The sequence below is a fragment of the Alphaproteobacteria bacterium US3C007 genome (genome assembly GCA_034423775.1).
Classification (GTDB): domain Bacteria; phylum Pseudomonadota; class Alphaproteobacteria; order Rhodobacterales; family Rhodobacteraceae; genus Thalassovivens; species Thalassovivens spotae.
Map to the genome: position 1 here is coordinate 541,631 of CP139918.1, position 12,287 is coordinate 553,917.

The window sequence follows — 12,287 nt, forward strand, 5'->3', positions numbered from 1 at the left end:
CCAGCAGCCCCTAAAAATACCCTTGCTGTTTCTTGACTTCCATCGAGGCGCCTTGATCCTTATCGATCGCGCGACCTTGTCGTTCGGATGTCGTTGTCAAAAGCATTTCTTGGATGACGTCAGTTAGGGTCGCCGCCTCAGATTGCACAGCGCCCGTTAGGGGGTAACAGCCCAGTGTTCTAAATCGGATCGAGCGCATCACAGGTTCTTCGCCAGGTTCCAATGGAAAGCGATCATCATCCACCATCAGGATCAAACCATCCCGCTGCACAGTCGGACGTGGCGCCGCAAAATATAGCGGTACGATTTCAATGCCTTCTAAATGGATGTATTGCCAGATGTCCAATTCCGTCCAGTTGGACAATGGAAAGACACGCATGCTTTCCCCCTTGGCTTTGCGCGCATTATACAGCGACCAAAGCTCTGGGCGCTGCGCCTTGGGCTCCCATCTGTGCTGGGCGGTACGGAAGGAAAACACACGTTCCTTGGCGCGCGATTTTTCTTCATCCCGACGCGCACCCCCAAAGGCCGCATCAAACCCGTGTTTATCAAGCGCCTGTTTCAGCCCTTCGGTCTTCCACATATCGGTATGCAATGCGCCATGATCAAAGGGATTGATCCCCTGTTCCTTGGCCTCCGGGTTTTGATGCACGATCAATTCCATCCCCGCGTCTTTCGCAGCCTTATCGCGCAATTTATACATCTCTTGGAATTTCCAAGTCGTATCCACATGCATCAATGGAAACGGAGGGGGTGAGGGATAAAAAGCCTTTTTCGCCAGATGCAGCATCACCGCGCTGTCCTTGCCAACCGAATACAGCATAACTGGATTCTCAGCCTCTGACACAACCTCGCGCAGGATCTCAATCGCCTCAGCCTCAAGGTTTGAGAGATGGGTTAACGGCATACGATATCCACTCTACCGAAAAATTTATTAGGAGATAAAGAAATAACCTATCTCGCGAGCGTCGTAAATCGTTTCTGATGCTGACATCTAAGCGCGCCCGGTTACGAAAAACGAACTAAGTCGGTTAGCTTCGGGCACGCGTTCCATGGCGCGCAAACCGTTTTGCCAAAACCATGCCCACATTATAGGTAATAACAAATAAAATTGCGGCAGCAATAAAACCTAGCGCCGCCATTTGATCATTGTTTTGAAGCATCACCGCGGCAGCAATCGGCACTGAGGCCAATGGCACGATGATTAAAGTAGCCAATGGATTGGTCAGGCCTCGCAGCTTTCGAGACAGCAATGTTAATTCCAGCGCGCGCATCACCAATTGATGAAAATGAAGCCGATCCGGTTGGTCGATTGGCTTGCCAGAGCGATAGCGGCGAAATATTGAAAATATCATATCCGCAATAGGCCAAAAGAAGATCAAAAGCATTGAGAAAGGAGCAATCTCTGGATGTCTGTTGAGCAACAAAATCGCAATCCATGCCAAGATATGCCCCGTGCAATATGCACCCGCATCCCCCAAAAACAGCTTTCCAAAAGGATAGTTGAAGACCAGCAAACCCAACAATGCACCAATAATCAACAGCAATATATACGAGATTTGATAATCACCAACCGACACAGCAACAGACATAAGGCCAAGTGCAATCACAATAGACACGCCGATCGCCAATCCATTTAAACCGTCGATTAGGTTTAATGAATGGCTGATACCACCGGAAATCAAAAGCGTCAGAATAATCGCGGGGAAAGTGTAAAGCGTTAATATCTCTAAAACCGGAACGCCCATGCGAGGTATCCAAGCCCCCAAAAGCACGCCGGCCAATAAAGCAGAGGCAAAGGACAGAACCAGCCGCATTTTCGCGCTAACATTGAACCCAACATCCTCTCCCATCCCTCCCAGAAAGACCGGCAGTGCAGAGATGGCAAGAAAAGACACCAAGTTGAACGTCGTTGCGTCTAACGTGAACGCACCAAAAAAGCCGCCTAGTATTACCGCCAAGCCACCGATTCTTGGGGTCGGCAACCGATGAGAAGATTGAACGGCTGCATTGCCGTGGCCTTTGGCCGTGAATTGAATATGCAGCGGCCGGGTTAGGAAAATAACAAATGCGAGACACATCGCTGATGCAAAGGAAGATAAAAGTATCATGTGATTTTAATTACGCCCACCGCTTACCGCCCCACCATATACACAGCACCGCTGGGTTAATCAAGGCTTGCAGGCAAAAATAAGTCTCCCAAAGAGACGCAGAGGCAGAAATGCCGATGGATGTGTTTATTCAATCTAAGACCACAATTTTACCACCTCCGCCCTCCAAGACAAATGAAACAAAAGATAATCTTTGAAGTATCAAACACCTCAAACCTTCTGCTTATTTATCTCTAAACTGAGATTGCAACTTGGTTAATCAAAGCTCAATTCAAATACTGAAAACCCATGGCTGTTCAACCAGAGATAGGGGGGGGGCTACAGTAAATCAATAAACATGAATTCTACTTCAACAAAATCAAAGAGCCAATTTATAGTATCCTTTCGATACAAATAAATATATCCAAGCCCGTGTAAATTGCCCTCTTTGGCAAAAGCAATGATATGATTAAAGTTGAAAACTGGCGTAATATGGCGCCATTTGACGCGCCACCTTATGGACTCCATGCTCTCATCCCTTGCGTGAGGGGCGTTAACTATTTTTTTGCGGCAACGCCCATATGTTTTTTTCCCTCCGGGAAAGAGACGGCTTCATTCAAACTTTCTGAGCAGTCAAACCACTCTTAATATTATCATTTTGAAACTTAATGCGTTGAGCCGCATAACGCATAGGTTACACTTGATCAAATGCCCTAGATTGCTGCTCTGCCTTTAGCGACATCACTTAACCTTGAGTCAGCTTTAACCCATTTGACGCCGCGACAAAATGCGGGTTGTCCATAACCTCTTTGCCATATTCGAGTTCTTCAAATGTATCGATCCTATACACATTGCCGCCTGCCCCTTTAAGAACTGCGTGCGCAGCGCCCGTATCCCATTCCATCGTACGACCAAGACGAGGGTACAAATCCGCTGCGCCGCGCGCGATAAGACAAAACTTCAAAGATGACCCCGCGCTTTTGGATTGAACAGGATTATATTTTCTCAAAAAAGCCTCTGTTTCCTCATTAGAGTGCGAGGCCGATTTTACCGCGGTAATCTTCTGCCCATCCACCGCGCGACAGTGGATCTGCGCAATCTGTCCACGCCTCTCAACGCGGCTTGCATCGCTTTCTACATAAGACAAACCGTCAAGATCACGATAAAATAAATCACCACTCACTGGCACATATACCACGCCCAACGCAGCTTTACCCTGCACGATCAGCGCAATATTAACGGTAAATTCTCCAGTTTTTTTTATGAATTCTTTCGTGCCGTCCAACGGATCTACCAAGAAGAATATCGCATCTCTCAGCCGATCACCCTCCGCATAAGTTTCCTCAGAGACAATGGGAATATCTGGCACAAGCTCAGCGAGCGTGGTCGCGATTGCCTTATCTGCCCGCAAATCAGCCAGCGTCAAAGGGCTTTCATCGCTTTTAATCTGAATACCGAAATCGCTTTGAGCGTAGACATCTAAGATTTCAAGCCCCGCCAAAACCGCGGCTTTGCGCATCGAAACTACTAAATCTGGGTATTTTTCTTTTAGGCTACTGATCGACATCGCGGCGCTTTCTGCTTTTGCTCATCTTGAACAAGCGTTAATGTCGTTTTCTTTTAGTTTTGCAAGAGGTTGCGCATGCATTTCCAAGATCAAATCAACCATGGCCGATAAAATTTATCGAGCAGGGCGCGTTTCATGCGCATCAAGCCAACCAAATATCTTATTTTTGGGATCGCCCGCTCTGATCGGTGCAAACCCATCACGACAACGCCTATGATTGGGCAGTTGCAGGCTGTCTAAGCCTATGCCCTGCAAAATCCGAAGTCTCCTTATAGGCGAAAGCCCTAAAACCCATAAGTTTCATCAGGTAAATCGTTTTTTTGTTTGCAACCACCGCCATCCTAACGCCCCTCAGGCATAGGCTGAAGCTGACCATAAACTAAAAAGTTACTGCCTGCCCAAGCCGGGCCGATTCTTGCGCAGCTTGCCCCATACGCACAGCCCAAATGCCATCGTTCAAACTTACTTCCACCGCGCGTCCTTGTCGCACAACCGCTAAAAACCGCTGATGCTGATAAAAGGTGGATCCATTGTGATCCCCTGCCTCTAGCAAAGCCGGATCAACCGGAATTTCAAGCTCTTCGCGCAGGCCAGAATGGCGCGGTGAAATTACCAGCTTTGGATCGGGGGCGCGCTGCGATTGGTTCATCCAAAACCGCGTTGGTCCGGGCACGAATGCCTCGATCTTGCCGCGCGGACCCACCACGGATATTTCTTCCTGAAAATGCGCCCCTTCAGCAAACATACACAATTCTAGCAGTGCCTTCGTACCATTTTCGAAATCCACGATCACATAACCATGATCCCAAATATCAGGAACGGCGCCTGCATAAGTTTCGTCTAAATGGTTCACAGCCTGACCACCGCTAGCCATGATCCGCGTTGGATTAGATCCGGTCAACAGGCGCATCAGGTCAAAAAAATGGCAACATTTTTCGACAAAGGTGCCGCCACTATTGGCATTAAAACGGTTCCAATCACCGATTTTTTCCAAGAAAGGAAATCGGTGCTCGCGGATGCTTAACATCTTCAAACCGCCTGTCACGCTTTCAAAGCGATCTTTCAAGGCCGCAATGGGCGGCATGTAGCGATATTCCATAGCCACCCAGACAGGCGCGCCATAGTGGGTTTTAAAAGCCTCGACGCGGGCCAAATCCTGAGCATTGGTGAATAAGGGCTTTTCAACCAAAACGGGGCGCGCCGGATAGTCAGCGATGCGCTCTAATTGCTCCAAATGAACATGATTGGGCGATACGATCACCAAACAATCCAGATCCTCACGCGCCAAAAGCTGATCCAAACTCTCAACAAACACCGCATCGGGGGCGAGGCGTTGCGCAGCCACGCGCATCGCTGCATCAGGTTCAAAAATTGCCACCACAGCCGTTGCGGGCAAAAGAGCTATATTGCGCAGATGTTCTTGCCCCATCATACCACAGCCTATAATCCCATAGCGGGTTATATCTTGCATTCTGTCACCTTATTTTATGCGCGCCACATAGCGCGCTACGTTCGTGTCAATCCAATTTTGAGAATATTCAACCGTCTCACCTGTTTGCGACCGGCTCAACCGAGCCGCAAAAAGGCACGGCGTACCGGGCGTTGGTTCAAACCCATCTGGTGCCCATTGCGGCACCGGCTCTAGCCCCAATTGATCTTCGGCTTCGGTAATCCAAAGCTTGAGAACATTCCGGTAATAAAGATAAAGCGAATGAGACAATTCGCTTGTGCTAAGCTGCGCCGCTTGATCCCCATCCAACCAAATTTCTTCAAGCACCGCCGGCTGCGCGTTAAGCGATCTTAACCTGCGAATGCGATAGGCCTTCGGCGCTGGCCCAAAGGCCGGAAATGCAGCGGGCTTTGGCAATAAATCAACACTCAAAACCCGTGCAGTTGGCAAACCCCCGCCATCGATCAGCTCAACACGGAAGAAAGAATAAACCGAATTGGGCGTGGCGCCCGTTTTCACATAATTTCCTGAGCCTTGACGCTTCTCCAAAAGCCCTTTCGCATTCATATCATCCAATGCTTTGCGCAACGTGCCCACTGAAATCTCCAATTCAGCAGCCATTTGCCTTTCCGGTGGCAAACGTGCGCCATCCAAATACCGCCCCGCCGCAATATCGCGGATAAGCATTTCGCTTATCTGAACATAGGTCGGCAGTACGGTTTTCATCGGTGTTTTGCATCCGCCTTACAAAAATTGATATACTATTGATTTACATAAACTCAGGTGTTACGCAAGGCGCAAAAGACAAAAAGGATCCCTGAAATATGACCATCGTCCCCATCACGTCAAAAGAATTAGACGCGGTCGAAGTCTCCTGGTTTTCCGCGCTTTGTTCAGATGATTTTCAATATCTTGGCGTTCCTGATGGCACGCTGCGATCCTCATGGGGGCATTGCAGTGACATTGTTAAAAAAGCCGAAGCGCAGGGTTTTCGGAACATTCTATGCCCCTCCTCGTATCAAGTTGGCCAAGATACGCTGAGCTTTGTCGCCGGCTGCGCTCCGATAACCGAAAAGATCAACCTGCTGGCCGCTGTACGATGCGGAGAAATGCAACCCATCATGCTGGCGCGCACGATTGCCACGTTAGACCATATGCTGGAAGGGCGCCTGACGGTGAATATCATCAGCAGCGATTTCCCAGGTGAAAAAGCAGACAGTGCGTTTCGGTATCAACGCTCGCGTGAAGTTGTTGAAATTCTCAAACAAGCCTGGACGCAAGATGAAATCAACTATCAGGGCCAAGTGTATACGTTTTCCGGTCTCACCACAGATCCGGCAAAACCCTATCAGACCGGTGGGCCTTTATTGTATTTTGGCGGTTATTCTCCCGCCGCGCTGGAATTATGTGGGCAACATTGCGATGTATATTTGATGTGGCCTGAGCCAAAAGAGCAAATCGCGGAGCGTATGCGCGCCGTCAACGCGGTTGCCGAACGCTATGAGCGCAGTTTGGATTACGGATTGCGCGTGCATGTGATCGTGCGCGATACTGAACAAGAAGCGCGCGAATATGCGCAACACCTGGTATCAAAGCTTGAGGATGATGCTGGCCGTGCCATTCGCGAACGGGCGCTAGACAGCACATCGCTAGGCGTGGCGCATCAAGCTAAAAATCGCGATCTTGCGGATATGGAAGGCTTTGTTGAACCGCATCTTTGGACAGGTGTGGGCCGCGCCCGCTCGGGCTGTGGTGCCGCAATTGTTGGTTCAACCGACCAAGTCTTATCTGAACTTGAAGCCTATCAAAAAATGGGAATCCGCGCCTTTATTCTTTCTGGATATCCGCATATGGAAGAATGCGAACATTTTGGAACCCGCGTTATGCCGCAATTGAACACCTGTTCCTTGCCACAAGCCTACGGTCGGCAACCAAGCACAAACCCATTAACACCCCTCGGGGCAGGAGAGCGCCGCTAATGCAACGCATTGATCTTACATCTTCTTTAAGCCTGTCGCGGGTTATCTATGGCATGTGGCGCTTGGGCGATGATTCTGACACCAGCATAAATCACATCCGCAACAAGATCGCAGCCTGCTTAGAGCAGGGCATCACCACCATGGATCAGGCCGATATTTATGGCGGCTATATGGCTGAAGAATTGCTTGGGCAGGCTTTGCAAGGAACCGATCTGCGCAATAAAATCGAAATCGTTACCAAATGCGATATTGTGGCGCCCGTGGGTCGGTATGAAACGGCATCGGTGAAATATTACAATACCAGCCGCGCACATATTCTGGCCTCGGTCGATCATTCGCTCCGCCTGATGGGGGTTGATCACATCGATTTGCTTTTATTGCATCGCCCAGACCCTTTGATGGACCACCTGGAAACCGGCGCCGCGCTGGATGAGCTGGTGGCCAGCGGCAAAATCCGCAGCGTGGGTGTGTCCAATTTCAAACCCTATGATTGGGATTTACTTCAATCCGCGATGAAGCAAAAGCTGACCACCAATCAAATTGAACTCAGCGTTCTTGAACATAACGCGCTGACAAATGGCGATGTAGCGTTTCATCAACGTCTTGGCACGCCGCTGATGGCGTGGTCGCCTTTGGCCGGCGGACGCCTGTTCCAAGATGCCCATGCTGACGTGTTGTCGGTGCTTACTGCGATTGGCGCAAAGCAAGGCAAAGCCGCCGACGCTGTGGCAATCGCGTGGCTTTTGGCGCATCCTGCCAATATCCTTCCTGTTATGGGCACCAACAATATGCAGCGCATTCAATCGTTGTCAGATTGCACCGATATCGCTTTATCGCGCGAAGAGTGGTTTGAAATCTACACCGCCGCTTTAGGGCATGAGGTGGCTTAATGAGCAACGCGGTCCGGCCCTCAGACGCATCCAACACGCCGCCTGACAGCGGTGCGTTTCGCTCGGCGCTGGGGCGCTTTGCAACGGGTATCACGATTATTACATGCTCGCATGACGGGCAGCCCATGGGCATCACGGCCAACAGCTTTGCCAGCGTATCGCTGGATCCGCCGCTGGTCCTTTGGTCGCCGGCAAAAGCCTCGCGCCGTCACCTCGCGTTCAGCAAAGCAACCCATTTTGCAATTCATATCTTAGAAGCGGGTCAAGAAGCGCTTTGCCATAGCTTTGCGCGACCAGGAGACGGCTTTAAAAACCTTGAATGGCAGGCAGGCGCACAAAATGTGCCTTTGTTTCCTGGCTGCTTGGCCCGTTTTGAATGCAGTTTATACGCACAACATGACGCGGGCGACCATACAATCATTATCGGACATGTGGACCGTTTTGAAAAAAATGAGGGCACACCACTCGTGTTCAGCCAAGGGGCTTATCTGAAAACCCGCGCGTGAAGACGGTTTACGCCTTGCGCGAACGGCCCAATCGCACTCTGCTTTTGGGCCTTTAACATCAGTTTCATCCTTGAGAGAAAATGCGCCTGTGGCACTGCTGTTTCACTGCCAGCGCCAATACCCGCTGTCAAACCTGTAAAATAAGGCAAGGGCGCGCCCGATATTTGCCATTGAGACAGGCTTTGCCATTCACATAAAACACAGGATCGGCTTCGAGTGCCAGGGGCGTTTACCGCCAGGGCGGTGGCGTTTTGCTCAAGAATGCGTCTATTCCCTGCGCCGCTTCTACGCCTTCCCAAACATCCGCCAGCGCCGAGATCGTATGTTCAATAATCGCATCATCAATCGGTTGGCCCAGTTTCCGCGCCAAGCGTTTGGATGCAGCCACCGCGCCGGGCGCCACCTGTAAATACGGGCTGATTTCAGCTTCAAGGCGCGCTTCGATCGCCTCTGCGGGAAGATAATCGGCGATTAAATCCAGATCTTTTGCTTCAGCCGCGTCAAAAATCTTGGCGGACATGAACACGCGGCGCGCCTTACCCTCGCCCATCCGCGCAATCACATAAGGGCTTATGGTAGCCGGAATAAGCCCCAAACGCGTTTCCGTCAGGCCGAATTTTGTGCTATCTTCCGCGATCGCAACATCGCAAATAGCCGCCAACCCAACCCCGCCGCCATAGGCGCCGCCCTGCAAAACACCAATGAGCGGTTTCGGCAAAGTGTTGAGCCGTTTCAGCATCTGCGCCAATTTATGCGCCTCAGCCATCCGCCCTGCGCGATCCGCGGCGATCTGCGCCTTCATCCATTCCAAATCACCGCCGGCGCAAAACACGCGCCCACGACCGCGCAACACTACCACGCGCACAGCGTCCATAGCGCTCACTGTTTGGGCAAATTCAAACAGATCGGCAATCATCTGGCCAGAAAATGCGTTGCGCTTTTCAGGCCGGTTCAACGCGACGGTCAAGACGCCACGCGCATCGCAGGAAAGATCGAGCGTTTCAAATTTAGGCAGTTTCATGCACCAACCCCTTTGCCATCTGAGCCGCTTTTTCCAATTTTATCAGATCAAGGCCGGTTTCAAACCCCTGCGATTGCATCAAAGCTGCAACCGCCTCAGTGGCAACATTGCCTTTCGCGCCCGGCGCATAGGGGCACCCGCCTAGGCCGCCAACCGCGGCGTCAAACACCCGGATCCCATGCCCCAGCGACAGCGAGATATTTTCAAGCGCCCGTTGATTAGTATCATGGTAATGCCCGGCTAAGGCACTTGCTGGTACGCTGTCAAGAACCGCCTGAAGGGTTTTATCCAAGCGCTCAGGCGTGGCCTGACCAATCGTATCGCCCAAGCTAATTTCATAGCATCCCATGTCAAACAACGCCTGTGCAACCCACGCTGTGCGCTGCGGTGACACCGCCCCCTCATAGGGACAATCGGTGATACACGACACGTATCCCCGCACCGGAATGCGCGCGGCTTTCGCCGCCGCCATCATCGGACTGAACCGGGCAAGGCTGTCTTCGATCGAGCAATTAATATTGGCTTTGCTAAAAGCCTCGGAGGCAGCGCCAAAAATAGCAATCTCATCTGCCAAGGCATTTTTTGCCGCCTCAAACCCCTTCATATTCGGGGTCAATGCCGTATAGCTTATGCCCGGCACACGGGTCAGTCCAGCCATCACCTGCGCGGCATCAGAAAGCTGCGGCACCCATTTTGCCGAGACAAAGCTGGTAACTTCGATTTTGGACAGCCCGCTTTCTGATAGCGCATTCACCAATGCAATTTTATCCGCTGTCGCAATTGGTGCAGCCTCATTTTGCAGCCCATCCCGTGGACCCATTTCAAACAGAGTGACCCGCTCGCCCATTTATCCCTACACCGCTTATCACCCGTCTCTGATGCGGGCATGCCAATCTTGCCCGCTAACGCCCAAGAGCGCAAACCTATTTCAGCAATTATCCATGACAAACCAAAAATTGAGATTGTGCTCGAAGCAGCAACCGGTCACAAAGCGGGAAGAGAAATAAATAGAGTGATAGAATGATTGAGGAACAGCCCGGACTGTTGGCGCAGATTCGCGATAAATTTGCCCATGTCGATAGCTGCCCGTTTACCGGCCCACGCGTGTTTTTCGAAAATGCAGGCGGCGCCTTAACGCTAAAATCAACCGTTGAAACATCTGCAAAATTTGCCGCTATCCCCGACAATCAAGGGCGGGATAATCCGGCAAGCCATGCGCTCATGGCGATTATAAAGAAAGCCAAAGATCAATCTCATGTACTGTTCAACGCGCCAGATGGTCAATTTTTTGTTGGGGAAAGCGGCACTGAATTATTGTTTCGTATGGTGCGCACGGCCGTGATGGCCGCGCCTGAGGGCGGCGTTGTTCTGGGATCCAGCGTAGAGCACCCTGCCTCACGCAGCGCCGCGCAGCATTGGGCAAAGGCGACAAACCGTCCCTATATAAGCGTGCCCCATAATCGTGAAACCGGCGCGGTTGAGGCGGCGGATTACGCAGCCCATGTGACACCCGATACGCGGGTTGCCACCATTTTGCATACCTCCCCCGTGACCGGAATGGGAATGAATGTTGCGGCTATTTCAGCAGCAATACGCGCCGTGGCGCCCGAGTGTTTTATCATCGTTGACGGGATTCAACATGCGGCCCATGGCGCGCTAAACCTTGCCAGCTATCAGGTCGATGGATATGCGATTTCGCCCTATAAAATGTTTTCGCGCCATGGGTTTGGGTATGGGTGGATTTCTGATCGTTTGAGCAAGCTTGATCATGAAACCTTGTTAAACGGCCCTGAAGAAAATTGGGAACTTGGCACGCGCGATACCGGCGCCTATGCCACAATTTCAGATATTGTTGACTATTTGGATTGGTTGGGCTGTCAGTTTAGCGACAGCGGCGATTTGCGCGTACGGCTCGAAGCCGCTTCACGGGCCATTCAGCACCACGAAAAAGCGCTGACAGATGCCATTTTATATGGGTCTGATAATTTGCCTGGTATACGAGACATAGATGGGATTGAAGTTATTGGTGGCTATGAAAACCCGCGCCGCGAGGGCTTGGTTGCGCTGCGGGTTACCGCGCAGGCCTCAAGCGATGTTGTTGCTGCGCTGAACAGCGCCGGTATTCGCACCCATACCCGCAAAGCCGATCATTATTCGGGCAATATTTTATCCCCGATGGGGTGGTCCGATTGCATCCGCATATCGCTGTGCCACTATAATTCCAAAAGCGAAATCCGCCAATTGCTATCGGCGCTGAAAGAGATCACAGAGACCGCGAACTGATTTCTACCCCCCGGGCGCAGACCACGCGAGGGAGGGCAGAAATCAACTCTGCGTTATTCGCGCCAACGCTTATTCAGATGATCGACGATCTGATCGCGCGCCTGGCGATAGGAGGCCATTTTCACCTCGCGACTTTCGCCCAATTCCGTCGGATCCATTATCGGCCAATATTCAACCTCTAGATGAAAAAAACGGGTTAATTCCAAAGCACGTTGCTGGCTTGCAGGCGATAGAGCCACCACCAAATCAAACGCGGAAAGGTGATCGCCCCCCTGGGCCATTTCATCAAAACTGCGGGTGCGGTGACGCGACAGCTCAACGCCAATTTCTTCGCAGACGCTGATCGCAAATCCGTCAATTTCAAGATCATTCATCACGCCTGCCGATTGCACATAAATTTCAGTGCCGTAGAGCTTCTTCATAATACCTTCCGCCATAGGAGAGCGCACGGCGTTATGGTCACAACAAAATAAAATAGATTGAGGCAGAGTATCCGACATA

General features: G+C 51.2%; 12 protein-coding genes. 4 read left to right on the forward strand and 8 right to left on the reverse strand.

Annotation, left to right across the window (positions count from 1 at the left end; all coding sequences use genetic code 11):
- Positions 1-10: 10 nt before the first annotated feature.
- From cysD to UM181_02780, 5 genes are all read right to left on the reverse strand, one after another.
- The gene (cysD, locus tag UM181_02760) at positions 11-907 is read right to left on the reverse strand and encodes a sulfate adenylyltransferase subunit CysD (GenBank protein ID WQC63551.1); all 897 of its coding nucleotides are present in this window, start codon (positions 905-907) and stop codon (positions 11-13) included.
- A 124-nt stretch (positions 908-1,031) separates the two neighbouring features.
- A complete protein-coding gene (locus UM181_02765; GenBank protein ID WQC63552.1) occupies positions 1,032-2,111 on the reverse strand; it encodes a glycosyltransferase in 1,080 nt (359 codons plus the stop codon).
- A 724-nt stretch (positions 2,112-2,835) separates the two neighbouring features.
- A complete protein-coding gene (gene cysQ / locus UM181_02770; protein ID WQC63553.1) occupies positions 2,836-3,657 on the reverse strand; it encodes a 3'(2'),5'-bisphosphate nucleotidase CysQ in 822 nt (273 codons plus the stop codon).
- A gap of 379 nt (positions 3,658-4,036) precedes the next feature.
- Entirely contained in the window at positions 4,037-5,128 is a 1,092-nt protein-coding gene (locus UM181_02775) for a Gfo/Idh/MocA family oxidoreductase (GenBank protein WQC63554.1), read from the reverse strand.
- 9 nt (positions 5,129-5,137) lie between these two features.
- Complete coding sequence (locus UM181_02780) at positions 5,138-5,833, reverse strand: GntR family transcriptional regulator (GenBank protein WQC63555.1); 696 nt, start codon at positions 5,831-5,833, stop codon at positions 5,138-5,140.
- 98 nt (positions 5,834-5,931) lie between these two features.
- Between UM181_02780 and UM181_02785 the strand changes: the two genes are divergently transcribed.
- From UM181_02785 to UM181_02795, 3 genes are read left to right on the forward strand one after another with little or no spacing between them, the layout of a single operon-like run.
- Entirely contained in the window at positions 5,932-7,086 is a 1,155-nt protein-coding gene (locus tag UM181_02785; protein ID WQC63556.1) for an LLM class flavin-dependent oxidoreductase, read from the forward strand.
- Complete coding sequence (locus UM181_02790) at positions 7,086-7,976, forward strand: aldo/keto reductase (protein WQC63557.1); 891 nt, start codon at positions 7,086-7,088, stop codon at positions 7,974-7,976. The genes UM181_02785 and UM181_02790 overlap by 1 nt, the downstream gene beginning before the upstream one ends.
- The gene (locus tag UM181_02795) at positions 7,976-8,482 is read left to right on the forward strand and encodes a flavin reductase family protein (protein ID WQC63558.1); all 507 of its coding nucleotides are present in this window, start codon (positions 7,976-7,978) and stop codon (positions 8,480-8,482) included. Before UM181_02790 ends, UM181_02795 begins: the two co-directional genes overlap by 1 nt.
- 229 nt (positions 8,483-8,711) lie before the next feature.
- Here the strand turns inward: UM181_02795 and UM181_02800 are convergent, their stop codons facing one another.
- Positions 8,712-9,503 (reverse strand): crotonase/enoyl-CoA hydratase family protein, encoded by a 792-nt coding sequence (locus tag UM181_02800; GenBank protein ID WQC63559.1) that lies wholly within the window; start codon positions 9,501-9,503, stop codon positions 8,712-8,714.
- On the reverse strand, positions 9,490-10,350 hold the full coding sequence (locus UM181_02805; GenBank protein ID WQC63560.1) for a hydroxymethylglutaryl-CoA lyase: 861 nt from the start codon (positions 10,348-10,350) through the stop codon (positions 9,490-9,492). The genes UM181_02800 and UM181_02805 overlap by 14 nt, the downstream gene beginning before the upstream one ends.
- Positions 10,351-10,523: 173 nt before the next feature.
- On the opposite strand from UM181_02805, the gene UM181_02810 reads away from it, so the two are divergent.
- Entirely contained in the window at positions 10,524-11,786 is a 1,263-nt protein-coding gene (locus UM181_02810; GenBank protein WQC63561.1) for an aminotransferase class V-fold PLP-dependent enzyme, read from the forward strand.
- Positions 11,787-11,839: 53 nt separating this feature from the next.
- Here the strand turns inward: UM181_02810 and UM181_02815 are convergent, their stop codons facing one another.
- On the reverse strand, positions 11,840-12,286 hold the full coding sequence (locus UM181_02815) for a low molecular weight phosphatase family protein (protein WQC63562.1): 447 nt from the start codon (positions 12,284-12,286) through the stop codon (positions 11,840-11,842).
- Position 12,287: the final 1 nt, after the last annotated feature.